General features: G+C 43.7%; 23 protein-coding genes and 1 riboswitch. Of the genes, 3 read left to right on the top strand and 20 right to left on the bottom strand.

Annotation, left to right across the window (positions count from 1 at the left end; translation table 11 throughout):
* Positions 1-3: 3 nt before the first annotated feature.
* The 11 genes from DEF30_RS06595 to deoD all read right to left on the bottom strand — a co-directional run bounded on the left by DEF30_RS06595 (position 4) and on the right by deoD (position 9,458).
* Complete coding sequence (locus DEF30_RS06595) at positions 4-1,056, bottom strand: histidinol-phosphate transaminase (RefSeq protein ID WP_294097516.1); 1,053 nt, start codon at positions 1,054-1,056, stop codon at positions 4-6.
* Entirely contained in the window at positions 1,049-2,032 is a 984-nt protein-coding gene (gene cbiB, locus DEF30_RS06590) for an adenosylcobinamide-phosphate synthase CbiB (protein ID WP_294097515.1), read from the bottom strand. The genes DEF30_RS06595 and cbiB overlap by 8 nt, the downstream gene beginning before the upstream one ends.
* Positions 2,001-3,500, bottom strand: coding sequence for a cobyric acid synthase (locus DEF30_RS06585; protein ID WP_294097514.1), 1,500 nt, complete (start codon positions 3,498-3,500; stop codon positions 2,001-2,003). The genes cbiB and DEF30_RS06585 overlap by 32 nt, the downstream gene beginning before the upstream one ends.
* A gap of 31 nt (positions 3,501-3,531) precedes the next feature.
* Positions 3,532-4,290 (bottom strand): adenosylcobinamide-GDP ribazoletransferase, encoded by a 759-nt coding sequence (cobS, locus tag DEF30_RS06580; RefSeq protein WP_294097513.1) that lies wholly within the window; start codon positions 4,288-4,290, stop codon positions 3,532-3,534.
* Positions 4,280-4,852 carry a bifunctional adenosylcobinamide kinase/adenosylcobinamide-phosphate guanylyltransferase gene (gene cobU, locus DEF30_RS06575; protein ID WP_294097512.1) on the bottom strand — a complete coding sequence of 191 codons (573 nt, stop codon included), beginning with the start codon at positions 4,850-4,852 and terminating at the stop codon, positions 4,280-4,282. Before cobU ends, cobS begins: the two co-directional genes overlap by 11 nt.
* Before the next feature lie 15 nt (positions 4,853-4,867).
* A complete protein-coding gene (locus DEF30_RS06570; RefSeq protein ID WP_294097511.1) occupies positions 4,868-5,605 on the bottom strand; it encodes an AIR synthase related protein in 738 nt (245 codons plus the stop codon).
* Positions 5,602-6,120, bottom strand: coding sequence for an ECF transporter S component (locus DEF30_RS06565; protein ID WP_294097510.1), 519 nt, complete (start codon positions 6,118-6,120; stop codon positions 5,602-5,604). Before DEF30_RS06565 ends, DEF30_RS06570 begins: the two co-directional genes overlap by 4 nt.
* Entirely contained in the window at positions 6,098-7,480 is a 1,383-nt protein-coding gene (locus DEF30_RS06560; protein WP_294097509.1) for a cobyrinate a,c-diamide synthase, read from the bottom strand. Before DEF30_RS06560 ends, DEF30_RS06565 begins: the two co-directional genes overlap by 23 nt.
* A gap of 90 nt (positions 7,481-7,570) precedes the next feature.
* Positions 7,571-7,764: riboswitch (cobalamin riboswitch) on the bottom strand.
* A gap of 131 nt (positions 7,765-7,895) precedes the next feature.
* The gene (locus tag DEF30_RS06555) at positions 7,896-8,096 is read right to left on the bottom strand and encodes a helix-turn-helix transcriptional regulator (RefSeq protein WP_074909574.1); all 201 of its coding nucleotides are present in this window, start codon (positions 8,094-8,096) and stop codon (positions 7,896-7,898) included.
* A gap of 14 nt (positions 8,097-8,110) precedes the next feature.
* Complete coding sequence (locus tag DEF30_RS06550; protein WP_294097508.1) at positions 8,111-8,587, bottom strand: DUF2975 domain-containing protein; 477 nt, start codon at positions 8,585-8,587, stop codon at positions 8,111-8,113.
* 163 nt (positions 8,588-8,750) lie between these two features.
* Positions 8,751-9,458, bottom strand: a complete 708-nt coding sequence (gene deoD, locus DEF30_RS06545; protein WP_294097507.1) for a purine-nucleoside phosphorylase — start codon at positions 9,456-9,458, stop codon at positions 8,751-8,753.
* A 219-nt stretch (positions 9,459-9,677) separates the two neighbouring features.
* Between deoD and lexA the strand changes: the two genes are divergently transcribed.
* Positions 9,678-10,283: a transcriptional repressor LexA gene (gene lexA, locus DEF30_RS06540; RefSeq protein ID WP_074909580.1), complete on the top strand. Its 606-nt coding sequence runs from the start codon at positions 9,678-9,680 to the stop codon at positions 10,281-10,283.
* Positions 10,284-10,328: 45 nt separating this feature from the next.
* Here the strand turns inward: lexA and DEF30_RS06535 are convergent, their stop codons facing one another.
* The 7 genes from DEF30_RS06535 to miaB form a co-directional block, all read right to left on the bottom strand.
* Positions 10,329-11,654 carry a hemolysin family protein gene (locus DEF30_RS06535; RefSeq protein ID WP_294097506.1) on the bottom strand — a complete coding sequence of 442 codons (1,326 nt, stop codon included), beginning with the start codon at positions 11,652-11,654 and terminating at the stop codon, positions 10,329-10,331.
* Positions 11,655-11,748: 94 nt separating this feature from the next.
* Complete coding sequence (locus DEF30_RS06530) at positions 11,749-13,035, bottom strand: methionine gamma-lyase family protein (protein ID WP_294097505.1); 1,287 nt, start codon at positions 13,033-13,035, stop codon at positions 11,749-11,751.
* A 132-nt stretch (positions 13,036-13,167) separates the two neighbouring features.
* Positions 13,168-13,401 (bottom strand): RNA chaperone Hfq, encoded by a 234-nt coding sequence (hfq, locus tag DEF30_RS06525; protein WP_074909588.1) that lies wholly within the window; start codon positions 13,399-13,401, stop codon positions 13,168-13,170.
* 77 nt (positions 13,402-13,478) lie between these two features.
* Positions 13,479-14,399 (bottom strand): tRNA (adenosine(37)-N6)-dimethylallyltransferase MiaA, encoded by a 921-nt coding sequence (gene miaA, locus DEF30_RS06520; protein ID WP_294097504.1) that lies wholly within the window; start codon positions 14,397-14,399, stop codon positions 13,479-13,481.
* The gene (mutL, locus tag DEF30_RS06515; RefSeq protein WP_294097503.1) at positions 14,396-16,240 is read right to left on the bottom strand and encodes a DNA mismatch repair endonuclease MutL; all 1,845 of its coding nucleotides are present in this window, start codon (positions 16,238-16,240) and stop codon (positions 14,396-14,398) included. Before mutL ends, miaA begins: the two co-directional genes overlap by 4 nt.
* Positions 16,240-18,810, bottom strand: a complete 2,571-nt coding sequence (mutS, locus tag DEF30_RS06510; protein ID WP_294097502.1) for a DNA mismatch repair protein MutS — start codon at positions 18,808-18,810, stop codon at positions 16,240-16,242. Before mutS ends, mutL begins: the two co-directional genes overlap by 1 nt.
* 167 nt (positions 18,811-18,977) lie before the next feature.
* Complete coding sequence (gene miaB, locus DEF30_RS06505) at positions 18,978-20,327, bottom strand: tRNA (N6-isopentenyl adenosine(37)-C2)-methylthiotransferase MiaB (protein WP_294097501.1); 1,350 nt, start codon at positions 20,325-20,327, stop codon at positions 18,978-18,980.
* Between the two features lie 258 nt (positions 20,328-20,585).
* Between miaB and DEF30_RS06500 the strand changes: the two genes are divergently transcribed.
* Positions 20,586-21,770 (top strand): PLP-dependent aminotransferase family protein, encoded by a 1,185-nt coding sequence (locus tag DEF30_RS06500; protein WP_294097500.1) that lies wholly within the window; start codon positions 20,586-20,588, stop codon positions 21,768-21,770.
* Between the two features lie 40 nt (positions 21,771-21,810).
* Positions 21,811-23,001 (top strand): pyridoxal phosphate-dependent aminotransferase, encoded by a 1,191-nt coding sequence (locus DEF30_RS06495; RefSeq protein ID WP_294097499.1) that lies wholly within the window; start codon positions 21,811-21,813, stop codon positions 22,999-23,001.
* Between the two features lie 32 nt (positions 23,002-23,033).
* Here DEF30_RS06495 and DEF30_RS06490 read toward each other — a convergent pair whose 3' ends face one another.
* Together DEF30_RS06490 and DEF30_RS06485 are read right to left on the bottom strand one after the other, a co-directional pair.
* A complete protein-coding gene (locus tag DEF30_RS06490) occupies positions 23,034-23,918 on the bottom strand; it encodes a GNAT family N-acetyltransferase (RefSeq protein ID WP_294097498.1) in 885 nt (294 codons plus the stop codon).
* A gap of 132 nt (positions 23,919-24,050) precedes the next feature.
* Positions 24,051-24,590 (bottom strand): ECF transporter S component, encoded by a 540-nt coding sequence (locus DEF30_RS06485; protein ID WP_294097497.1) that lies wholly within the window; start codon positions 24,588-24,590, stop codon positions 24,051-24,053.
* Between the last annotated feature and the right edge of the window lie 16 nt (positions 24,591-24,606).

The raw sequence follows: 24,606 nt of genomic DNA, 5'->3' as shown, positions 1-24,606 counted from the left end.
CTTTTATGTTATGTCTTTTATTTTTTGCAGTGCGTTCATCAGTTTCAGATTGGATGACCTGTCTTTCACAGCGATTCTAAAATGATGAGAGGTGAGTCCGTTAAACCCATAGGGCAGCCTGATCAAAATCTGATCCGCCAGAAGGTTTTTCTGGATTTCTTCTGCTGATGCGCATGAAGATTTCACCAGAATAAAATTGCAGTCACTTTCAATCCATGTAAGCCAAGGCACTTTAGATAGCTCCCGATAAAGAAACGCTTTCTCATTCTTAAGCCAGGAGGCTGTCTCCAGAAGATACCCTGTTTCTTTCAGCACCACCTGGCCTGCGATGTCTGCAAAAGTATTGATATGCCAGGGCTCCTGTAGAGAAATCATTTTCTTTGCCAGAATCTCATTGTATAGAATCCCATAGCCCAGCCTTACTCCAGGTATGCCATAGATTTTGGTCAAAGCACGGAGAAAGAGCACGTTTTCCGGCTCCTCTCCCAGCAGTGAATGTCTCTTTTCTTCTTCCACAAAAGGAAGAAACGTCTCATCCAGCACCAGAAAACTCCCTGTTTCTTCCATCTTTTTGAGAATCCGGTCCAACTCAGAAGCCTTCAGTGCTTTTCCTGTAGGGTTGTTGGGATTGCAGAGAAACACCAGGGAACGGTCACGCACCGCTTTTAGAAACTTCTCCATCTGAAGATGACCCAAGCTGTCGTACAGTAGAGCCTCCCGATATGGTATTTCATTTCTGATGCTGGCATTGCGGTACTCCGAAAAAGCAGGAGAAGGAATGAGAACCTCTTGAGGTCTGACACTCTTTATCACACTGTGAATGAGATCCACAGCGCCATTTCCCAAAAGAATGTCGGCTTTTTCTGATAGAAGGTGATGATCTGCTATGGCTTTTTTCAGTTTTCTGTAAGCTGGATCCGGATAAGATGTCACCTCCTTCATTTGTTCTATCCAGGCAATCCGAAGCTTCTCAGGTATTCCCAGCGGATTGATGTTGGCACTAAAGTCTACCATAGGCGTCTCAAACCCATGGATGTTGCCTCCATGCTCATACACGAAATACCCACCTCCCTACGGCAGTCAGCATGATAAGCATCACCGCGCTCATGATGTAGGCACGCTCCATCATCCTGACAGTCGTGATGATATCTGACGGTTCTGGCTCTTTTTCTGCTTCTCCCAAAGCCGGTTTATACAAAGGTTTCCCAAAGTACACGGCATTCCCTCCCAGGGAGATGCCAAGAACTCCTGCAGCAGCGGATTCCGGATGCCCTGCATTGGGACTCTCATGACAGTTCTTGTACTTTTTATAAACCTTTATGGCTCTTTTTAAGGATCTTCCTTCAAAGGGAGCACTAAAGAGAATGAACCAGGCCGTCAATCGAGCCGGAATAAAGTTCAGCACATCATCAGTTTTTGCGGCACACCAGCCAAAGTCGACATACCGCTCATTCTTGTAGCCCACCATGGAATCCATGGTATTCACCGTCTTATAAAGCCACATGCCGCAGGGTCCAAAGAGAACGCCAAAGAAAAGTGGTGCTAGGATGCCATCGGATGTATTCTCGGACACCGTTTCCACCGCTGCTTTTATGACTTCTTCCTCTGACATCACTTCTGTCTGTCTGGAAACAAGCATAGAGAGCCTTTTTCTCGCTTCCTTCAGCTGATTCAAATATAGAGCACAATGCACCTTAAGGCTTTCCTCTTTCAGTGTTCTTCCCGCCAGACCTGTCCACAGGAAGTACACTGAAAGAAGATAGTAAAGCCAAAAGGATACTTCGAATGCTAAGGCCAGCATAATGTACACAAAGGCTGTAACGGTGATGGACCCAAAAAGCACAAGAAGAATGCCCTTTCTCTTTTTAAGGGAAGAAGTGTCTTTCTCCCGGTAAAGCTTCCCCTCTAATTTATGGATCAGTTTGCCAATCCCCATGACCGGATGCCAGAGACTCTTTGGATCGCCTGCTATAAAATCCAGCACTACTGCAAAAAGCATGCTAGTCACGGGGGTATTCATCAAGAATCTCATACATCGCCTCCATGTCCAGGGTATTTCGAAGTGTATCCGCAAGATGCGTAAGCTCCTTTTCCATTTGCTCCCAGTAGTTTTGGGGCGCTTCGCTCATATCCCCCAGTCCTTTATGCCTTCTGATGAGATTGAGAAGTTTTCTTGTAAATCCGCTGTTGTCAAAGATCCCATGCAGATATGTGCCCATGATTCTCTCATCTTCATGAAAGTATCCTTCCTCTGTAATTTCTCCATTTTCTCTGATTCTCAGGAAAGGTCTTTGCATGTCTTTTTGAAAAGTGCTTCTGCCCATATGAATCTCATATCCCTTCACTGGAGACTCCATCGGAATACTTTCTCCCTCCAAAAGGGAGGTTTTTTTTCTCTGTTCCAGTATGGTCTTCATGGGAACCAGTCCCAATCCCCTGGATACCATAAGCGTAGACTCCACCTCATGAGGATCTTCCAAGGATTCCCCAAGCATCTGATAGCCGCCGCAGATTCCCAGGAGAAAAGCACCTTCTTCATGGGCCTTCAGAATTTTTTCATCCATTTTTGCCCTTCTCAGCGCTTCCAGATCTTTTTGCGTATTCTTGCTGCCAGGAAGGATGATAAGATCCATCCCCGCCAAGGAATCTTCAGGTGATAGCATATGGACTTCAACATCTTGATACATAAGAAGCGGCTGTACATCTGTATAGTTGGAGATATGAGGCAGATTTATCACGCCTACGGAAATGTCCGCTTTTCTTATTCTTTCTACTCTTGGATACTCCATGAGACTGTCCTCTTCCGGGAGATTCAAAGGAAGGTAAGGAACCACTCCAAGCACCGGGATGCCCACAAGTTTTTCAATCTCATCGATACCAGGCTTTAGAAGAGCTTTGGTACCTCTGAACTTATTAATGATGATTCCCTTCACATGCTTCCGCTCTTCTTCCGGCATCAGCATCACGGTCCCATAGATGGATGCAAAAGCTCCGCCCTTATCGATATCCGCCACAAGAAGCACCGGTGCATCTACCATCCTGGCCAGTCCCATATTCACAAAGTCATTCTTTCTCAGATTGATCTCTGCCGCACTGCCTGCTCCTTCAATCACTATGGTGTCATGCTCCTTTTCAAGCTCCCTATAGGACTGAAGCACCTTTATAGAGAGCTCCTCTTTCATGGAGATGTAATTTTCGCCCCCCACCACGCCATAGACTTTCCCTAAGAGCACCACTTGTGAGCCTTCATTGGAAGTGGGTTTTAAAAGAACTGGATTCATTCTCACATCCGGCACCACCTTTGCTGCCACCGCCTGCAGAATCTGAGCTCTCCCCATCTCTAGACCCTCCGGCGTTACCCCTGAATTAAGAGACATGTTCTGGGCTTTAAAAGGAGCTGGATTCCGTCCATCCTCCTGTAGAATCCGGCACAATCCTGCACATAGGGTGCTTTTTCCCACCGAAGATGCTGTCCCCACCAGCATGATTTTCTTACACATTTTTCTTCCTCCTTTCTGCATTCATGCGTCCTCACAAAACATACTCCCCAAACTTTTCTATCAGCATATAGACAAGGAGAAATAACACTTGGGAAACTTCCATAAACGCGCCTAACACATCTCCTGTGATTCCCCCCAACCGTTTCTCCACAAAGCGCTTCATCAGAAAGATGAGGAAGCAGACGGCGAACCAGGAGATTCCTGCACTACTTCCCAACAGTGCTTGTGAATAAAGAAGCGCCGCTCCTGAAGAGATGACCAAGGACAACATGGAGATCTTCCCGATGTAGATGCCGCCGAACCCATGGGGTCTGGCATAAACACTTCTAAACGCCCCAAAGACCATCATGCTTCGTCCAATGACAGCAAGAAGAAGCACCAGCTTTAAGATCATCACTCTGTCAAATTCCAAAAGAAGTGCTGCCTTCAAAAGAAGATAGAAAAGAAGGCTCAGCGCTCCAAAGGTGCCCAGACGGCTGTCTTTCATGATTTCCAGCATGGTTTTGCGGTCGCTTCTAGAAAACAGCCCGTCACAAGTATCCGCAAGTCCATCCAGATGGATGCCCTTGGTCAGAAACGCATCCATCATCAGAATGAAGAGGACTGATGATATCGGCCCGAATAACATCTGCAAAAGAAGAGCGGCTCCTCCTTCCAGTAGACCAATGACGCCTCCAAGAATCGGTAAAAGCACAGCTGTTTTTGTAAATCTCACCTGATCATAAGGGAGTTCCTTATGGATGGGCGCCACGGTAAAAAACTGAAGCATCAGAAGAATCTCATTCATCATCGGTCTCCTTGATGCATAGCGGAATGCCCGACACCAGAAGATACACATCATCAGACTCTCTTGCAAGATACTGGTTCACTCTGCCCTGAAGGTCTCGGAAGGCTCGGGCGAAGGCTGTTTCAGGCACCAGTCCCTGTCCCAGCTCATTGGTGACGAGGACGCATTCGGCAGAGGATCCTCTGAAAAAGTCCAAAGTCTTCTTCAGGTCTTCGAGAATCTCCATTTCCGCCTTCATCCAGAACTCTTCCTCATAACAGTCCAGATTCAGATCACTTCTGATAAATAGAAGATTGGTCAGTAGAACTGTGACACAGTCCAGAAGAATTCCTCCATAATAGCGTTCTCGCTCTGCAAGCCGCTGCGGTAAAGAAGAGAATGCCTCCAGAGTATCCCAGGAGGGATTCCGGTCTTTCCGATGATGCCTGATCCTTATCTTCATCTCTTCATCCACTGGAACGGCTGTGGCGATGTAAAGAACCGGGTGGGTTTTATTGAGAAGACTTTCCGCAAAAGTGCTTTTACCGCTTCTTGCTCCACCGGTGATTAAAGTAATTTTCCCCATTTGTACTGCTCCTTTCTAGTCGAATACACCTAATACATGAACGGGAACGTTCAAGGTTTTCTGAAGATCTTTGAGGTGCTCTTTCCTAAGAGTCACCAGCAGTGCACTTGCAGGTCCGCAGGAGCGGTAAAGTAGAGGCTCCACTGCCTCTCTTTGGAGAAACCGAATCTGTGAGGCTCTTTCCACAAGGGCGATCTCATGTGCCATCCCTCTTGATCCTCCCGGTACCACTTCCCTGACATAGGGCAGCTCTCTAAGAATCTTCACGTGATGGAGGGTGAGGGATCTTTCTTTTTCAGTCTGAAGCACCTCTTCTCCATACTTCGCATCACCCACCATAACCGCCACATCTTCCGCTTCTGTTTTTTTCAGCGGCCAATGACTCTTTTTTATCCGTCCCACTATAGTAACGCCTAGACCGGTGACTGTAACCCGGAAGTTTTCCTCGGTGCTGCCTGTGAGTTCTATTGAATGCAAGGGATCGTATTCCTTCAGAAGAGACTCTATCCCTCGCATCATTTCAGCCCCTGCGGGATGCATCTCCACAGACAGTGTGCTTGATAGGAGAATCGGTTCTCCATAGACACAGAGAAGCTCCATCAGCGCAACTTTTGCTGTATGATAGCCCACAATAAAAGGCGATGTTCTGACTACATCATGAGTTTTATCCCCTATGCCCCCAGCGCTGTCACAGGATACCGCCAGTAAGTAGTCTTCATGAATATCCACTAAGGTGAGGTCCCGCCATTTCATAAGCTTCTCTCCTTCAGTTTCCTCTTTAGAAGAAGATTCCATATGAGAATTGCCCCCAGAATATTCACAGCTGAAGCTGCGCTAAGGGGAACGACCAGGCTGAAAAACATCCATTTCCCGTGAAAGGGCAGGCCGATAAAGCTGGAAACCACCGAGAGGACCAGAAGAGATACTGGTCCATTGAGGATAATACCAGCAGCTGCTGCAAGGACTCTCTGGCCTTTTTGATACAGTACCCCAAACACTTGAACTGTCCCCATCATCAGAAGAGATATCAGAACATGAAGGGGGAAAGATAATGGAAACCCACTGAAGAGCGCAGTAAAGAAGTGCCCTAAGGCTCCTATGATGCCTCCGTAGAAAGGGCCAAGAAAGATTGCGCCAAAAAAAGCGGGAAGAGCATCCAAGGCAATGGTTCCCTGAAGCTTCAGAAAAGCGCCTACGTAGGAAAGTGCAATAAGAAGACCAGCTAGAGCGATATGCTTAGGTGTGTTAACGGCAGATCGGGTTTTCATTCTGATTCCTCCATTTTGTTAAGTGTTGTGCCATGGACTCTACTATTTCGCTGCAGCTCCGTAAGTGAATGTGCACATAAGAACCGTAGCAGTTGTTTTTCTTCTGACCCGTACGATATCTTTCATCCCGGCTGCCAAAATGTTTTATGCATAAGAATTCCTGTTCTTTCTCTTCTTGTCCCACCCACCGGGAATGATGAAACTCGTGACCTTTCATCTCATAAGAACCGATGCGGATGCTTGTGTAGCCGAATCTTTGCAGTGTATCCGTCATTTCACTGGATCCTTCGAAAAAGCCCACCATTTCATGGAAGGTCCCGTCCTTGTCTCTGATGCCCTGAGTCAGGTACATGTACCCCCCACACTCCGCAAAGGCTGGCATTCCCTGTTCCAGCTTCCTACGGATTTCTTCACGTAGGAAGCTGTTCTCCACAAGCTCACGCAGATGAAGCTCTGGAAACCCGCCTCCGAAGTACAGACCATCCAAGCGCTCAGGCAACCGCTTGTCTCTCAGAGGACTGAAGGGAATCAGCTGAACTCCCTTATGTCGCAGCTGTTTCAGATTATCCTCGTAATAAAAGCTGAAAGCTTCATCCTCTGCGATGCCGAGCCGCAGCGGATCCTTCTTCTGTTTTTTCTCCTCTATGGGATGCTCCGCCTTTATTGCGTCCGATTCTTTTAGGGTCAGGTCTAGAAGATCTGAAAGGTTCAGATGCATTTCAACAAACCTGCCCATGTTTGCAATCTTTTCGCTGATTCCGCGCTCGTAAAGGGGATCCAGCTGAAGACCCAAGTGCCTGGACTGAAATTCCATGACAGGATCCTCTGGCAGGTATCCAAGACAGGGAACCCCTGTTTTCTCCACTATGCTGCTTTCGATGAGCTCATAATGCCGGGCTGAAGACACGCGGTTCAGGATAACCCCTCTGAGATTCACATCCTGATCAAACTCTTTTATACCAAGAACCACCGCTGCTGCAGTTTTGGACATGGCTTTCGCATCCAAAACCAGGATTACCGGAATGGACAAGAGCTTTGCAACCGATGCAGTGCTGCCCTCCATGGATGCGATCCCGCTGCCGTCATAAAGACCCATGACGCCTTCCACCACAGAAATATCACTATGTTCACTGGCTTTTTGGAACACATCGCGTATCCCGTCTTTACCCATCATAAAAAGATCCAGATTATGGCTTACCTTTCCGGATGCTTTTTTCTGAAAAGACGGATCAATGAAATCCGGCCCGATCTTAAAGGGCTGTACGGAAAACCCTCTCTCCTTCAGTGCTGCCAAAATCCCCATGGTTACGGCAGTTTTTCCAGAGCTGCTTGAAATGGCAGCAATGACCATATGATGCATGCTTTTCCCTCCTTATAAAAAAAATAACACACGGAAATCCGTGTGTTTTCAGGCAAAATAAAAACGCACGAACTTCCCACCGAAGCTCTCGCAGTATCCATACAACAAGGCAGGTCTCCTGACTTACAGATCTCTTTACTCTCTTCCCCTTCCCGGATCAATGATCCAGTGGGTATTGAAGATTTCATCCCTGTACACAGTAGCGGGGGCTGTAGAGGAATCTAACCTCTTTCCCTTTTAAGCTTTTGCTGCTACACAAAAGCACCTCATGTATTATTCAGTTGATTGATTATGTCCAGTATAGAATATCACGATATGAAATGTCAAAGGAAAAATAGAAGAAAAAGCTCAATATTCTTTCATCATCTTCCCTATTTCCTTTAGACTCATGGAATCTCATCCATATTTTTCATAGTTATCTGTATTCTAATATATCTCCAGGTTGGCATTCCAATGCTTTACAGATGGCTTCCAATGTGGAGAATCTGATGGCTTTGGCTTTTCCGGTTTTCAGATTGGAAACATTGGCTAAGGTGATCCCCACCTTTTCAGAAAGTTCTGTGACGCTCATTTTCCTTTTGGCAAGCATCACATCCAAATTCACAATAATTGGCATAAATTTCCCCCTCCTTACACAGTGAGATCATTTTCTTCTTTGATTTCCAGCGCTTTTCTCAGAAGCTCCTCCAAAATGCCTGCAATAAGACCAATCATCATAGAGGCCAGCATGATCAGGATACCCAAGAGACCGATTCCCGGGCTGAGATCCACAAGCTGCAGCAGCACCACAAACCCAGTAAAATACATCACTGTAATTAGAAAAGCGGATCTTTTGATGTTTTTCAGATGGTTCACAGACTTGAGTGAAAAAGCATCATTGATGGCCACTCTTCTGCTGAGCTTCAGTCCTTCCACAATGGCAAAGAGAAATGGGAGTACGGTAAGATAAATGCCAAAGAGAAGCGGATATCTGAGATAGGCATACTCCGGTGCATCTTCCGCAAAAAATGCCGCGGTATCGGGAAGCCAGAAAACACAGAGAAGCAGGATACATAAGGTGATAAATAATACGCCGATCTGGAACAGGGGAATACTCATTCTTTTCATTTGGATACCTCACTTTTACCTTTATGAACATATCTTATCACATTATTTATTGTTAATCAATAAATAATTATCGAATAAAAGAGAGGGATTTCTCCCTCTCCGATTCTGATTCCGTCGCAACGGACACTTTAGCAATACCCACTTCATGGATACCGCCAGGGAATTATGCCATGGCTACAGCGGTTTCCAGTGCAATTTTCATCATTTCATTAAATGTCTCCTGTCTCTCCTGGGCTGTGGTTTCTTCCCCTGTGATAAGACTGTCGGAGACCGTAAGAAGAGTTAATGCATTCACACCAGCCAAAGCAGCCTCTGTGTATAGTGCAGCTGCTTCCATCTCCACGCCCAAAGTTCCAGCGTCCATGAAAAGTTTTGTCGCACCTGTTGTATCATAAAAAATGTCAGAGCTTAATACATTTCCTACATGAACATCTATGCCTAGACCTTTTGCACTTTCATGGGCCTTGTAAAGAAGTTCAAAACTTGCAGTGGCAGCAAAGTCCATGCCTCTAAAACGGTTTTTGTTGATGGATGAGGTGGTGGATGCTGAGCTTGCAAGAATCACATCTCTGATCTTCACATGCTCCTGCATGGCGCCACAGCTGCCTACTCTCATAAGGTTCTTTACACCATACTCATGTATCAGTTCATGCACATAAATGGAGATGGATGGTATACCCATTCCAGTACCCATGACAGATACTTCCACCCCTTTATATGTTCCAGTAAAACCAAGCATTCCCCGTACTTCGTTGAACTGTTTCGGATTCTCCAGGAATGTTTCTGCAATGTATTTTGCACGAAGCGGATCTCCTGGAAGCAGTATTGTTTTTGCGATATCGCCTTTTTTAGCACCAATATGTGTTGACATTGGTTTCCCTCCATATTTCCATATTTTTACAGACAATACAGATTGAAGCTGTATCATCTGTAAGTGTCCACTCCTATTTTAACATGTTCAGAAGAAAAAAGTGAGTCGTACCAAAAAATCTTGATTCTCAAGGAATCAGAACACCCATTCAGGAACATTCGTTTGATTTCAAGCCTTTTCCATGCTATAATAGGCTTAAAATCAGTTTGGGGTGAACTTATGAAAAAAGGCCAAGAAAAAAAAGAAATGGTATATGAATATCTGCTTTCCTTTACAGAGGCTAAGGGATATCCACCATCTGTCCGAGAAATCTGCAGTGCGCTTGATATTAAGTCCACATCCTCTGTGCACTCCTATCTCAATCAGTTGGAGTCAGACGGCAAAATTGAGAGGGATCCAACAAAACCTCGTGCCTTGATGATACCTGAACTTATCAACAAGAGCATCGAAATGGTGCCAATCCCCATGGTGGGTAAGATCACCGCAGGTGAGCCCGTCCTGGCCGTAGAAAACGTTGAAGATTACTTCCAGATGCCTCTAAAATTTGTGAAGCACGATAATGATCTCTTCATTCTGAGGGTGGAGGGAGAAAGCATGATCGAAGCTGGAATCCACAATGGCGACTTTGCCATCATCGAAAAAGCCAGCAGTGCTAAAAACGGAGATATCGTAGTGGCAATGATTGGCAGTGACGCCACCATCAAGAGATATTTCAAGGAAAAAAATCATGTAAGGCTTCAGCCGGAAAACTCCAGCATGGCACCGATCATTGTCATGGAATGTGAAATCCTCGGTAAATTGGTAGGCCTCTACAGAAAATATTAAAAATAAAACGCCTGGCAGAATAATTTCTGTCAGGCGTTTATTCAGTTATGATTCTTCATCAATATATCCTTTATCCAGTTTTTCCTGATTCATGATGACTTTCAGCACTTTGATTCTTTTTCCAGCCATTTGCTGTACTTTGAATTCATGCCCTTGGTAATAAACGGAATCTCCCTTTTTGGGGACACGTCCCAGTCTTTCAATGACATATCCACCAATGGAGTCCGCATTCTCGGATTCTATCTCAAAACCAAGACTGTCATTAAAATCATCAATGGAGACCAGAGCATCTACCAGATAGATATTGTCTGTGACTTTATTGATGTACTCGTCCATCACATCATGCTCATCATAAATGTTTCCGACAATCTCCTCCAGGATATCCTCGATGGTCACTATCCCTGAAAATCCACCGTACTCATCCAGCAGTATAGCCATTTGAGCATTGGCCACCTGCATTTCTTTAAAAAGATCATCAATATACTTGTTTTCCGGCGCAAAATATGGCTTGCGCAGAATCTCTTCGATACTGCCGGGTTTTCCCTTATTGACCAGTTCGCGGAATAAATCTTTGATATAGAGAATGCCAATGACATTGTCCACTTCATCCAGATAGAAGGGGATTCTGGAGTAATTGCCGTTGGTGACCTTTGCAATGACATTATTAGTGGGCTCAGAGATTTCAATCATTTCCACTTCTGTTCTTGGTGTCATGATTTCTCTTGCAAGCTTATTGTCAAACTCAAAAATCCCATCCAGCATATCACGTTCAGTCTCATTGATGACCCCTTTCTCTTTTCCAACTTCAATGATGGAGCGTATCTCTTCCAGAGACACATTTTCCTCCAGCTTATCCGTATGAATACCAAAAAGTCTCGCAAAAAGACTGGTGGAAAAAGATAGAAGCATCACAAAAGGTTTGAGGATCATAGCGACAAATCCTATGATCGGCACCATGGTCATGGCAATTTTCTCCGAGTTCTGAAGAGCGATGCGTTTTGGTAACAGTTCACCAAAAACCAGAGTGAAATATGCTAGAACAATTGTAATAAGAACAATTGCCACCTGCTGATTGATTCTGATGCTGATAGAAGCAAAGAGCATTGTCACTTCTTGCGCAATTCCTGTGGCTGCCTGGGCGGATGCCAGGAATCCGGCGAGGGTAATCCCAACTTGAATGGTTGAAAGAAAATCACTGGGCCTTTCGAGTATCTTCTGTAGCTTTAGCGCTCTGGGATTTCCTTTGTCCGCCTCCACACCAATCCGGACTTTGTTGGCAGACACCATGGCCATTTCAGCCATCGCAAAAAAAGCATTGACAAGTATAAGCAAAACAATGGTTAACAACTGGGGACCTAAATCACTTTCCATACATTCATTCTAGGCTGTAAGCCTATTCTCTTCTCCTTTAAATATAGATTTCTTGAAATAAACTGATTTCATTATAGCATAAGTTCTCGAGAATCTATAGGATTCTTGAGAGAGCAATGAGCACACCGATCTTTCCATGGTCAAAACTCAGGCCGCCCTGAAAATATGCAGTGTAGGGTTCTCTAATTGGAGCATCACAGGACAGCTCAATGGAAGCGCCCTGTATAAAAGCTCCTGCCGCCATGATGACCTGATCTTTATAGCCGGGCATGTCCCAAGGCTCGCAGCTTGCATTGGAGTCAATGGGGGCTCCATATTGGATTCCCTTGACAAAATCAATGAGTTTCTCCTTGTTCCTGAAGGTGATGGCCTGCACGATATCCGTACGCTTCGCTTCTGCTTTCGGATGCACTTCAAATCCTGCCAGTTCTAAAAGCTTTGCAGTATACACTGCAGTTTTGAGCGCTTCCATGGAAATCTGAGGTGCAAGGAAAAGGCCTTGGAAAAATGTACGCATTACACCGAATGTTGATCCGCATTCCCCTCCCAGTCCCGGTACAGTCAGTCTGTAAGAAGCCAGGTCCACAAGATCTGTTTTACCTGCAACATATCCACCTGTAGGAGATATACCGCCTCCTGCATTCTTGATGAGAGATCCAGCAACGATATCTGCACCTACTTCAATGGGTTCACGTTCTTCAATGAACTCTCCATAACAGTTGTCCACAAAGATAATTACTTCAGGAAATTCCGTTCTGATCTCTCCTATGGCTTTTCCAATCTCTTCGATGGTAAAACTGTTTCTGTCTGCATATCCTTTACTTCTCTGGATATGAAGCATTTTCACCGATGTATCTTTTCTCAGATACTCCAGGACTTGATCCACTTGAATGGCATTGTCCTTCAGTTCAATCTCCGCATACTGGACGCCAAAATCATGAAGTGAACCTGTATTTTCATCTTCTTCTGTCTGTCCGATGCCTATGACTCCATGAATGGTGTCATAGGGTCTGCCGGTGATCGCAAGAAGGGTGTCTCCAGGTCTCAATATGCCATAGAGCACGCAGGATATGGCATGGGTGCCACTGACAAACTGAGGTCTCACCAAAGCTTTCTCTGCTTTGAAAATCCTTGCATACACCAGATCCATCGTATCTCTGCCGATATCCCCATATCCATACCCTGTGGTGTTTGTGAAATGATAATCGCTGATTTTCTCATCCTGAAATGCTTTGAGCACCTTAAACTGGTTATATTCCCGAATATCCTCATACTCTTTGAAGAGAGGCGTCACAGCTTCCATGGCCTTCTCATGAAGGTCAAGAGCCTTTTCACTGATGTTGTATTCTTTCATGAGATACTCTTTTGATTTATAATACATGGTTTACTTCCTTTCAATGTCCTACTATTTATACAATCAATTTATCATTATAGCACAAAGTCTCTGGCTTTCAAATGATCCGATTTCTGCAAAAAAAAAGCACCTGTCCCTAAAGACAGGTCTTTTCACGCTCTATTCTTCCTCATCCAGAATCAGGATGGGTTTCAGTGGTGTGATGGTGGTAACCGCATGTTTATAGACAAGCATCTGTTTGTCTTCGGTCTCCAGTACAATCACATAATTGTCAAATCCTCGTACCACGCCTTTCAGCTGAAATCCATTCACCAAATGGATGGTCACTGTCATTTTTGTTTTTCTTGCCCCATTTAAGAAAACATCCTGAAAATTATTGATGGCTTTACTCACTGATACTCCCCCCAATTTATCTTTTTCATAGTTATTGTATATGATTCTTTCATTATAATACAGTTTTAGAAAATGTACTACTCTCTTCCGGATTTTTCTAGAATCTCTATGATTTCTTCATCAGAATATTGGTCTTTCGACAGTTCTTCCGCATACTTCTCATTTCTGAACCATGTCAGCTGCCTTTTGGCATAATTTCTGGATCTCATTTTCACAAGATCCACTGCGCCCTCCAACGAAAGAACACCATCCAGATAAGACAGGATTTCCTTGTATCCAATCCCTTGCATCGAAACATGGGAAGAAGTCAACCCGCTCTTTTGCAAACGCGTCACTTCTTCCAAAAGGCCCTTTCTCATCATCACCTCTACTCTCTCACCAATGGCCTCATAAAGCTTCTGTCTGTCTTTATTGAGATAGAAGTAATGAATCTCATATTCCTTTCTCAATCCGTGTTCATCTTTGAAGCTGGAAAAAGGCTTTCCCGTAAGGTGATATACCTCAAGAGCCCGCACAACACGTTTCACGTTATTGGGATGGATGGCGGTGGCAGCCGCAAAGTCTACTTTTTTCAGCTTCTCGTGGAGAAAGAGAGGACCATTTTCCCTCGCTTCCTCTTCCAGTTCCTTCCTGAGCGCAGCATCACTGCCGCCTTCTGTAAAAGAAAGGTTCTTGATGACAGCATCGATATAGAGTCCTGTGCCACCCACAAGAATGGCAGGTTTGCCTCGTTTATGGATGTCATGGATGGCTTCCTCGGCGAGATCTTTATAATCGGACACCGTGAACGCATCAAAAGGTGATACCACATCAATGAGGTGATGGGGCACTCTTTCCATTTCCTCCTTGGTGACCTTTGCAGAGCCAATGTCCATCCCTTTATAGATCTGCATGGAATCACAGGATATGATCTCTCCCTGCAGCCTCTCTGCCGCCTGAAGGGATATTTCAGTTTTTCCAACACCAGTGGGACCAGCGATGATTACAATTTTTCTCATACTATTCTCCTGAACATCTTTTGCATGTCTTTTTCCGTAAGTTTTACAAGGGTCGGTCTTCCATGAGGACAAGAGAAAGGCTCCTCGATGAAACGCAGTGTTTCAATAAGATGTCTCATTTCTTCCATGGTAAGCTCCTCATACGCTTTAATCGAGGCTTTGCAGGCTGCGGTCGCAATTCTTAAATACTTCACTTCCTCTTTGCTCCCTTTTCCCAGATTTCTGATGTTATCCAGAATCTCATGGAAATAGGGTGCTGCTTCTGTTTTCCCCAGAAAAATAGGCACTTCCCGGATGGCAACACTCCGGTCACCAAACTCCTCCAGCAGGAAACCAGCTTCCTTCAGAACTTCTTTGTTTTCAAGATACAGCTGATAATCATCCATGGAAAGATCAAGAATCTCAGGAATTAGAAGACCTTGCGCAGCCACATGACCCTTTCTGATTTCTTCCATATATTTCTCAAAATTTATTTTTTCATGGGCAGCATGCTGATCAAAGATGTACAGCTCATCCTGAATTTCAGTCAGAATATAGGTGGCTCTGAACTGTCCGATGATCCTTGGCATCGGGAATTTTGCAGTGGGTTTCACTGTATATTCTTCACTTCTCAAAGGGGAAACTGCATCCGGCTTCAACTCCTCATAGGGCTCCCTGATTACAGATTCCTGCTGCCGTATTGTCCCTTCTCTCTTCATGGCATCCAGCGCTTTCCGATCCTCTTCGATCTTCAGCACCCTTGGATCCTTTGTGAGATCGAGGGGTATGTCTATGCGCACAGGCTCCGTCTCTGGCTGTCTCAGCTGCTCATACCTGTCTGGTTCTTCTTCCTCCTGAATTCTGAAGGTCTCTTGAAGCCCTTCGCGAAGAGACTGATGTATGGTACCGAAAACACTTTTGAATATATGAGCATCATCTTCAAACTTTATTTCTGCCTTCTGCGGGTGAATGTTCACATCGATGAGCTCAGGGAAGATTTCAATGTTAATGACAAAAAAGGGAAACCGGCTCACAGTGGCAAATGATTTGAATGCTTTTTCTGCTGCGGTAGTGATGACTTTTGACTGAACCAGCCTTTTATTGACAAAAATTGTCTCATGAGCCCTTGAACCTCTGGAAATTTCTTCATGTCCAATGAAACCAAAGATGCTGAAGGAATCAAAATGATTCTCAAAATAAAAAACATGGTCATGAACTTTCTTGCTGTATACTTGCCGGATCACATCTTTCTGATTCCCTGTACCGTAAGTTCTCAGCATTTCCTTTCCATCTACAACCAATCGAAAGGAAATGGAGGGATGAGCCATGGAAATCTTTGAAACAATCTCGGATATGATAGCCCCCTCTCTAGATGGGGTTTTCAGAAATTTCTTTCTTGCGGGCACATTGTAAAATAGATCCCGAATTTCCATGAGTGTTCCCTGATCCATGGAGGAATACTTCTCATATCGAATCTCTCCGCCTTCGATGAGGATTTCCCTGCCATCCTGTTCTTTAGTCTTGGACCTGGTGAGGATTTTCGAGACGGAAGCTATGCTCGAGAGTGCTTCTCCACGAAATCCCATGGTGTGGATGGAAAACAGATCATCGGCTGTGCTGATTTTACTGGTAGCATGAGGAAGAAAGGCATTTCTAAGATCCTCCTCCAATATGCCTTCCCCGTTATCTACAATCTTAATCAGTTCTTCTCCACCAGACTGAATCTCCACATAAATCTCCGTAGCTCCGGCATCAATGGAGTTTTCCACCAGCTCTTTCACTACAGAAGCCGGCCGTTCCACCACTTCTCCTGCTGCGATTTTATTAAAAGTATCTTTTGTTAGAAGATTGATCTTCCCCATCAGTTCACGTCCTTTGCTTCCTGGTTCAGTTCATAAAGAATGCGCTGTGCATCCAAGGGACTCATGGATAAAACATCCAGACTTCTCAGCTTTTCCAGCACCTGATCTTTCTCGAAATCAAATATCCCCATCTGAAGAATTCCTGGATCTTCTTTCACCTTCTGTGTAGCCTTTGTTGTCTTTTTCTCTTTTTTCTCCAGTTTTGCCAGGATCTCTTTCGCTCTTGCAAGAAGGTTCTTTGGAAGTCCCGCAAGCCTTGCCACTTCTATACCATAAGATTCATCCGCGCCTCCAGGCACGATTTTTCGAAGAAACGCGATGTTTTTCCCAACCTCTTTCACGAGTACGGAGTAGTTCCTGATGCCATAGAGTTCCTCTTCCAAAGCAGTCAGTTCATGATAATGCGTGGCAAAAAGTGTTTTTGCTCCCTGAATCTCACTGAGAATATGCTCAATGACCGCCCAGGCGATGGAAAGCCCATCATACGTGCTGGTGCCTCTCCCCACTTCGTCCAGAATAATAAGGGAGCTTTCAGTAGCATGCAGAAGAATATCTGACACTTCACTCATCTCCACCATGAATGTGGACTTACCACCAGCTAAATCGTCCGAAGCGCCGATTCGCGTGAAGATCCGGTCACATATGGGTAAACTTGCTTCTTTTGCAGGCACAAAAGATCCAATCTGTGCCATGAGACTCATCAGCGCTGTCTGTCTCATATAGGTGGACTTACCAGCCATATTGGGACCAGTGATGATGAGAAATCGTTCTTTGTCCCCATCCATATACAGGTCGTTGGATACAAACTCCCCTTTTTTCATCATCTGCTCCACTACTGGATGGCGTCCTTCAAGAATTCTAATTTTCCCATCTTCATTGATTTGAGGTTTCACATAGCCATTATTTCGCGCCACTTTGGCCAGGCACTGATAACAGTCCAGATCCGCAATGATTCTTGCAGTCTGCTTGAGACGCTCAATCTCACCTGCCACTTGTTCTCTGATGTCCTGAAATACCTTGTACTCGAGATCTGCGAGCTTTTCTTCAGCCCCTAAAATCTTATCTTCAATGTCTTTCAGCTCCTGCGTGATGAATCTCTCTGCATTGGCCAAGGTCTGTTTTCTGATATAGCGGCCTTCCGGAATACTGCTGTAGTTGGATTTTGAAATTTCGATGTAATACCCAAACACCTTGTTGTATCCAACCTTCAGACTTTTGATGCCTGTGAAATCACGTTCTTTCTGCTCCATTTCAGCAATGTATCTTTTTCCATTTTGCTTGAGATTCCGCAGTTCCTCAATCTCCTTATGAAAACTGCTCTTGATAACACCGCCATCTTTTAAGGCAAGTGGAGCATCTTCTTCAATACTGTCTTCTAAAAGTGCATGAACATCTGAAAGCACGTCAAACTTTCTGGAAAGCCGGGAAAGTTCACCGTAATCCACCTGCTTCAGGAGGCTTTCCACAGTCGGAAGCTTCCCTAGGGACTTCTTTAAAGTCACCATTTCTTTGGGATTCACGGACTTGAGCGCAATCTTGGAAACAATCCGTTCAATATCAAAAACACCTTTCAGTGCCTCTCTCATATCCTCCAACAGATTCAGATTCTGATAAAACGCCTCTACAGCATCCAGACGCTTCACCACAAGCTCTTTATTCAAAAGAGGAGCTTCAATCCATCTTCTCAGATTTCTCGAACCCATGGCGGTTTCTGTTTCATCTAGAACCCATAGAAGGCTTCCCTTCTTACTCTTATCCACGATATTCTCTGTAAGTTCCAGGTTCCTTTTCGTATTGACATCAAGGGCCATAGAATCATCTGTGTTATAGATCTCTAAATGCGTGATATTGGTTAATGCGGTTTTTTGTGTTTCCTCCAGATATTGAAGCAAAAGAGCAGATGCGGAAGCTACCACACGATTGTATCCTCCTGATAAACTCTTGAAATAGTTCTGCACACTGCCTTTTTCCAAGGAATCATCAAGTTCTCTCAGATTCACCAGAACATTCCATTTTTTCTGTAGCTCATCCCCCAGAGAATCTTCTGTAACGATGACTTCCTTTGGGGTGAACTTGCTCATCTCATTGTGAAGCGACGAAAGTTTTTGTGGTACATAGGTCCCTAGAAACTCTCCTGTGGAGAGATCGCAGAACGCTACCCCATACCACTCCTCATGAGAAGTGACTGCCATCACATAATTATTCCTTTTATTGTCCACGAAATTTTCATCAAGAAGTGTTCCTGGAGTAATAATTCGGATCACGTCCCTTTTGACGATTCCCTTGGCCTCTTTCGGATCTTCCACCTGCTCACAAATTCCAACTTTATATCCTTTCTGAATGAGTTTACCGATATAGCCCGCTGCTGCGTGGTAAGGAATTCCACACATGGGTGCCCTCTCTTCCAAACCGCAGTCTCTACCTGTCAGGACAAGCTCCAGTTCCTTGGATGCAGTCTCTGCATCCTCAAAAAACATCTCATAGAAGTCTCCCAGTCGATAAAAAAGAATACAGTCCTTATACTGCTCTTTGATTGTAAAATACTGCTGCATCATTGGGGTCAAAGCCATTTTCTAATCCTCCGTTAAGAAAAAAGTCAGGTGTTTTTTCTTTATCTATCATTGAACCTGATCTGTGTTTACCAGTCTGTACACTCCATTATACTAAAAAGCCTTTGAAAAATATAATAAGAATCTGGAGAATTGACATATCCGTACCTTCTCCAGATTCTTACGCCTTACTGAACCAGTTCTCCCATCAAACTGAAGGATCTGGCTTTGGTAATTTTCACTTGAACCAGTTTTCCCACAAGGACCTCGTCTCCCGGGAAGTTTACCGTTTTTCCTGTCCGAGTTCTGCCCTGAAGGTATTCATCGTTGTTCTTGCTCTTTCCCTCCACGAGAATCTCAACCACCTGATCCTGGTAACTCTTGTTGATTTCTATGGAATTCTTGTTCACCGCCTCCACAAGGCGATTGAATCTTTCATGTTTCACATCTTCAGGCACCTGGTCTTTCATTCTGTCTGCAGGTGTATATTTTCTTCTGGAATAAATAAAGGTAAAGGCTGAGTCATATTTCACTTCTTCCACAAGTCTCAATGTTTCCATAAAATCTTCTTCAGTCTCTCCTGGGAATCCAATGATGATATCCGTAGTCAACGCAACTCCAGGAATAGCCTCTTTGATTTTCTTCACGATATCCAGATAATTTTCTCTTGTGTAGTTTCTGTTCATTCGCTTCAGGAGCGCAGTGGATCCGCTCTGCACCGGCAGATGAATCTGCTCCACCACTTTTTCACAGTCTCTCACCGCTAGAATAACGTCCTCTTTTAAATCCTTGGGGTGTGGAGACATGAACCGGATTCTTTCTAAGCCCTCCACGTCATTCACCATTCTGAGCAGTTCGGAAAAGGTGACTTTCTCTTCCAGATTGTATCCATAGGAGTTCACATTTTGGCCCAGCAGGGTCACTTCTTTATATCCCTTGGATACAAGATCTCTGACTTCAGAAAGAATATCCTCTGGTTTTCTGGAACGTTCTCTTCCTCGCACATAGGGAACCACACAGAAGGTGCAGAAATTATCGCAGCCATAAGTGATGGTCACAAATGCTTTTACACTTGAATCTCTAACAATTGGAATACCTTCAACAATTTCTGTTTCCTTTTCGTAGATTTCACAAATCTGAGCATTCTCCGTTTTGGCTCTTTCCAGATACTCAGGAAACTTATGGGCATTATGGGTACCGAAGACAATATCCACATGTTTATACTTTCTTAAAATCTCTTCTGGCATTCCTTTTTGCTGCATCATACATCCGCAGACCGCGAGTATCATATCTGGATTCTCACGCTTCAGCGCTTTTAAAGCACCAATATTCCCATACACTTTCAGCTCTGCATTCTCACGCACTGCGCAGGTATTGAAGATGATCACATCCGCTTTATTTCTAAACATGGTGGACTCATACCCCATGCTTCGGAGCATTCCTGCAAGTTTCTCGGAATCTTCCTCATTCATCTGGCATCCCCAGGTTTCAATCAGGTATTTCTTGCTCAAATCTATATTCCCCTTTTCTATTTTCATACATCAAAAAGAACATTTTCTTTCATAAGAATCGTTCTCTGCTTTACACAACAGTTCTATTATAGCTAAAATAGCAATTAAATAAAAGTAGTCTGGACATATCCCATGAATTCATAAATGGTCAACAAATCCAATAATAATTCGCTAAATTTCATTAAATTGTAGCACGATATGACTTTTTGTTAATATATTGTCATTATTGATTGAATTAATGAAAACGTTTATACTAGTTCTGTAACAAAATTGGGGGGTGTTGTGATGAACGTGGAATTTTCAGAAAGAGCAAACCGGATCAAAGCTTCCGAAATCAGAGAGCTGCTGAAATTGACCGCACGACCAGAAATCATATCATTTGCAGGAGGACTTCCTGCTGCAGAGCTTTTTCCATTGGAATCACTTGCAGAAATCAGTAAAGAAGTGATTCTTCAGGAGGGAAAAACAGCATTGCAGTATAGTACCACCGAAGGGTTCAATGATTTAAGGGAAGTTATTCTAAAGCAAAGACTTGAAAAGGTGGGCATCCATGCAACTTTAGATGAAATTTTCATCACATCCGGTTCACAGCAGGCACTGGATTTCACTGGAAAACTTCTTATCAATGAAGGCGATCAGATAATTGTAGAGTCTCCTACCTATCTGGGTGCACTCAATGCTTTCCTGGCTTATGCTCCTTCCTATGTTGAGATTCCATTAGAAGAGGATGGCATGGATCTGGATTTGTTAGAAGAACATCTGAAAGGTGGATTAAAAGCGAAATTCCTGTATACCATACCAGATTTCCAGAATCCGTCTGGAATTACGATGTCTCTGGAAAAGAGGAAACGGCTTCTGAGCCTTGCAAACCAGTATGATCTCATTGTCATTGAAGATGCGCCATACGCGGAGCTGGTCCTTGAAGGAAATCAGCTTCCTCCACTAAAATCTATGGATACTGAGGGACGCGTTATTTATCTTGGCACCTTTTCCAAGACATTTACACCAGGAATTAGAATCGGCTGGGTTGTGGGACATCCAAAAATTATTCACAAATTTATACAGATCAAGCAAGGGTCAGATCTTCAGACTTCGTCATTGGACCAAAGAATTGCTGCCCGTTATATGCTGCAGTATAATCTGGATGAACATATTGAGCTGATCAAGAAGGTGTATAAAAAAAGAAGAGATGTGATGATCCATGCTATGAGATCTTCTTTTCATAAAGACATCACCTTTACAGATTCAAAAGGCGGATTGTTCACTTGGGTGAAAGTAAAAGAGACCATGGATACGAAACTCATCATGGAAGAGGCATTGGCGAGAAATGTCGCTTTTGTGCCCGGTGCATCTTTTTTTGCCAGCGGAGACAAGAAAAATTATATGCGCCTCAATTATTCTTGCATGCCAGAGGAAATGATCGAAATTGGCATCAGAAGGCTGGCAGAAGTACTTAATAAATACTACTGATTCCTGTATAATAAATAAAAAAAAGAATGGAGATCAAAACATGAACTTATCAAATAGAATCAACGAGATGAAGTTTTCTCCCATCCGTAAGCTATCCCCCTACGCTCAGGCAGCCCGCAAAAAGGGGCTGAAGGTTCTGGGTCTTAATATTGGACAGCCTGATATTGAAACCCCTCCTCAGTTTATGGAGACCATAAAGAAATTTGATGAGAAGGTGCTAAAATACTCAGAATCTAGAGGTGAAGCCGTCTTACTCGAATCATTTATACGGTACTATAAGGATTATGGTATTGAGTTTACAGAAGAGAACCTCATCATCACCAATGGAGGATCAGAAGCTCTTCAGTTTGCGCTTTTCTCTTTGCTGAACCCTGATGAGGAAGTGCTCATTCCAGAACCTTTTTACACCAACTACTCTTCTTTTACAGATATCGTAGGCTGTAAAGTTCGACCAATTACAACCTACGGTGATGATGGATTTCATTTGCCAAAGATGGAAACGATGGAAAGTCTTATTACAGAGAAAACAAGAGCCATCCTTATCTCAAGCCCATCCAATCCAACTGGTACCATATACAGCAAGGAAGAAATCCGTATGCTTGCAGATCTTTGTCTAAAATATGATTTATATCTCATTTCAGATGAAGTCTATAGAGAGTTTGTCTATGATGGCCTTGAAGTCCATTCCCCAATGGATATTCCCGAAATTGAGGACCGTGTGGTGCTCATTGACTCTATCAGCAAGCGCTACAGCGCATGTGGTGCGAGAATTGGGCTTGTGGCTTCCAGAAACAAAACCATTATCCAAGCGATGATGAAACTTGCTCAGTCAAGGCTCTGTGCCCCCACACTGGAACAGGTAGCAGCGGCTGCACTTTACGAAACTCCAAAGTCGTATTTCGAGGCCGTGAAAAAAGAATATCAGGAACGAAGAGACATTCTTTTCGAAGGCATTTCTAAGATTCCTCATGTAAAAGTAAAGAAGCCAACTGGCGCCTTCTACATGATGATTGAGCTTCCCATTGATAATGCGGAAGACTTCTGTATGTGGATACTGGAAAATTTCAGCTATAAGAACACCACCATTATGATGGCCCCTGCCGAAGGTTTCTATCTCACAAAAGGACTCGGTGTAAAAGAAGTGCGGCTTTCCTACTGTATCAATCAGGAAGATCTCTCACTTGCCGTAGAAATCTTAAAACTAGCTATTGAAGAATATAATACGAAATAAAACAACAGACGGTCTAACAAATAGACCGTCTGTTATTTTATGTAATATAACCATGTACATGTACTCTTTTCTTCCTGAAAACCTGAAGAAAGATAAAGCTCCTTGGCTCTGAAGTTGTCTTCATTGACATCCAGATAAATCTCCTGAATATCAAGCTCCTTTGCCCTAGACAGGATTGCATAGAGAAAATCTCTGGATCTTCCTTTTCCTCTAAAGTCCGGTGCAATACCAAAGTTTACAAGAAAGTAGCAGTCCTCCTGCCGATTGATCTGACCATAGCCCACATACTGACCTTCTTCTACCAGAAAAAAACTGAGTTCAGGGATATAGGTTCTTTTGGAGATTTCAAGAAGAACATCCGTAACGGACAATGGCACCCGATATTTGTTATCGAATATCTGATTCTGCAGTTCCACCCTGGCTTTCACATCTTCTATCTGAAACCTCTTTATTTCGACCTCCCGTGAAACTTTCGGCGGAAGATCCAGTTTTCTTTTCATCCTCAGAAGTCCTTTTCTGTAAGTGAATCCCATCTCCGTCAAAAGTATATGGTTTTCTTCATTGTCTATGGTGGTGTACTCAAATTGATGGATGTCCAAATGAATGGGAAGAGATTCCAAAAAAGCATCCATTACCTGAGCCAGCGGTTGTGTCTTTAACTCAGCAAACGACTTTAATGGAACAATACTTCTCATTTTCACATTATAATTTCTTGTTTCTGACCAGAGGATCAATACTGGATCCTCATGATAGCAGATGATTCTTGTTCCAGAGCGGTACTGTATTTTATTGAATAAAGAACTCTTCATATATCTATCATAAAGATTCTCATTCAGGTCATTGAACTCTCTGTATTTCAGCAGTTCTTTTTTGTAATATTGTAGATCCTTGGCACGAAGTGGCAACGCTTTATACATACTTCAACTCCTTGCTTGTAAGAATTCTTTACTGAAGTATGATAATTATATCATAGCTTGCAAAACATATGCTATCATTCGACACACTTAATGTCATGTGAATCGAATTGAGGCCATCTCTCAGCTTGAAGATTAAAACGCTGCACGGAGTCTTGTCTTGAGCATTTTATAAAGAGCCACCGCAATGAATCCTCCAGCCATGGCCGTGAGAAGCTGAGGCACCCCCATGGCAACTGCAAGTTTTGCTTTTACTGGCTCTGGGATTCCAATGGCAAAGAGATCAATCAGCCGGGTTGCACTGACAAAAAGGAAAATGAACTTCAGTACACTCGCCAGCATAAATCCAATGAATTCTCCAGATTTTCGGTCCTTCAGAAGAGCAAAAATACTGCTGTAAAGAAGATTGCCTGCTGCAATAAACGGAATAAATGGTGCCATGGGTACCGCAAGAACACCAGAGAAAAATGCTAGTACAGGTGTCAAAACACCAATGAGAATTGCCCATTTTAATCCCGCAAAATATACAGTAAGAAGCAAAATAGCATTCACCATGGGTCCAACAAAAAATTGATTGATCTGCGGAATATTCTTACCCAAAATCTGAATAAGCACTGCTAAAGTTAAAAATAAAGCACTGAAAATCATGTTTCTGGTTTCTTTTTTAATGTTCATTTTCTTTCCTCCCATA

Origin of the sequence: Proteiniclasticum sp., from assembly GCF_003514505.1 — a bacterium.
Lineage (GTDB): Bacteria > Bacillota > Clostridia > Clostridiales > Clostridiaceae > Proteiniclasticum.
Note: the sequence above shows the minus strand (reverse complement) of the source record. Positions and strands in the feature narration are given on the sequence as shown.

Excerpts from the sequence above, each read along its gene's own strand:
- DEF30_RS06550 (WP_294097508.1), bottom strand. The coding sequence starts at position 8,587 with ATGAAAAGAATGAGTATTCCCCTGTTCCAGATCGGCGTATTATTTATC.
- mutS (WP_294097502.1), bottom strand. The coding sequence starts at position 18,810 with ATGGCTTTGACCCCAATGATGCAGCAGTATTTTACAATCAAAGAGCAG.
- DEF30_RS06495 (WP_294097499.1), top strand. The coding sequence starts at position 21,811 with ATGAACTTATCAAATAGAATCAACGAGATGAAGTTTTCTCCCATCCGT.
- DEF30_RS06565 (WP_294097510.1), bottom strand. The coding sequence starts at position 6,120 with ATGAAAACCCGATCTGCCGTTAACACACCTAAGCATATCGCTCTAGCT.
- DEF30_RS06560 (WP_294097509.1), bottom strand. The coding sequence starts at position 7,480 with ATGCATCATATGGTCATTGCTGCCATTTCAAGCAGCTCTGGAAAAACT.
- DEF30_RS06490 (WP_294097498.1), bottom strand. The coding sequence starts at position 23,918 with ATGTATAAAGCGTTGCCACTTCGTGCCAAGGATCTACAATATTACAAA.
- cbiB (WP_294097515.1), bottom strand. The coding sequence starts at position 2,032 with ATGAGATTCTTGATGAATACCCCCGTGACTAGCATGCTTTTTGCAGTA.
- miaB (WP_294097501.1), bottom strand. The coding sequence starts at position 20,327 with ATGAAAATAGAAAAGGGGAATATAGATTTGAGCAAGAAATACCTGATT.
- lexA (WP_074909580.1), top strand. The coding sequence starts at position 9,678 with ATGAAAAAAGGCCAAGAAAAAAAAGAAATGGTATATGAATATCTGCTT.
- deoD (WP_294097507.1), bottom strand. The coding sequence starts at position 9,458 with ATGTCAACACATATTGGTGCTAAAAAAGGCGATATCGCAAAAACAATA.
- DEF30_RS06530 (WP_294097505.1), bottom strand. The coding sequence starts at position 13,035 with ATGTATTATAAATCAAAAGAGTATCTCATGAAAGAATACAACATCAGT.
- DEF30_RS06585 (WP_294097514.1), bottom strand. The coding sequence starts at position 3,500 with ATGTGTAAGAAAATCATGCTGGTGGGGACAGCATCTTCGGTGGGAAAA.
- DEF30_RS06535 (WP_294097506.1), bottom strand. The coding sequence starts at position 11,654 with ATGGAAAGTGATTTAGGTCCCCAGTTGTTAACCATTGTTTTGCTTATA.
- cobU (WP_294097512.1), bottom strand. The coding sequence starts at position 4,852 with ATGGGGAAAATTACTTTAATCACCGGTGGAGCAAGAAGCGGTAAAAGC.
- DEF30_RS06555 (WP_074909574.1), bottom strand. The coding sequence starts at position 8,096 with ATGCCAATTATTGTGAATTTGGATGTGATGCTTGCCAAAAGGAAAATG.
- DEF30_RS06485 (WP_294097497.1), bottom strand. The coding sequence starts at position 24,590 with ATGAACATTAAAAAAGAAACCAGAAACATGATTTTCAGTGCTTTATTT.
- DEF30_RS06570 (WP_294097511.1), bottom strand. The coding sequence starts at position 5,605 with ATGAAATGGCGGGACCTCACCTTAGTGGATATTCATGAAGACTACTTA.
- mutL (WP_294097503.1), bottom strand. The coding sequence starts at position 16,240 with ATGGGGAAGATCAATCTTCTAACAAAAGATACTTTTAATAAAATCGCA.
- miaA (WP_294097504.1), bottom strand. The coding sequence starts at position 14,399 with ATGAGAAAAATTGTAATCATCGCTGGTCCCACTGGTGTTGGAAAAACT.
- cobS (WP_294097513.1), bottom strand. The coding sequence starts at position 4,290 with ATGATGAATGAGATTCTTCTGATGCTTCAGTTTTTTACCGTGGCGCCC.
- DEF30_RS06500 (WP_294097500.1), top strand. The coding sequence starts at position 20,586 with ATGAACGTGGAATTTTCAGAAAGAGCAAACCGGATCAAAGCTTCCGAA.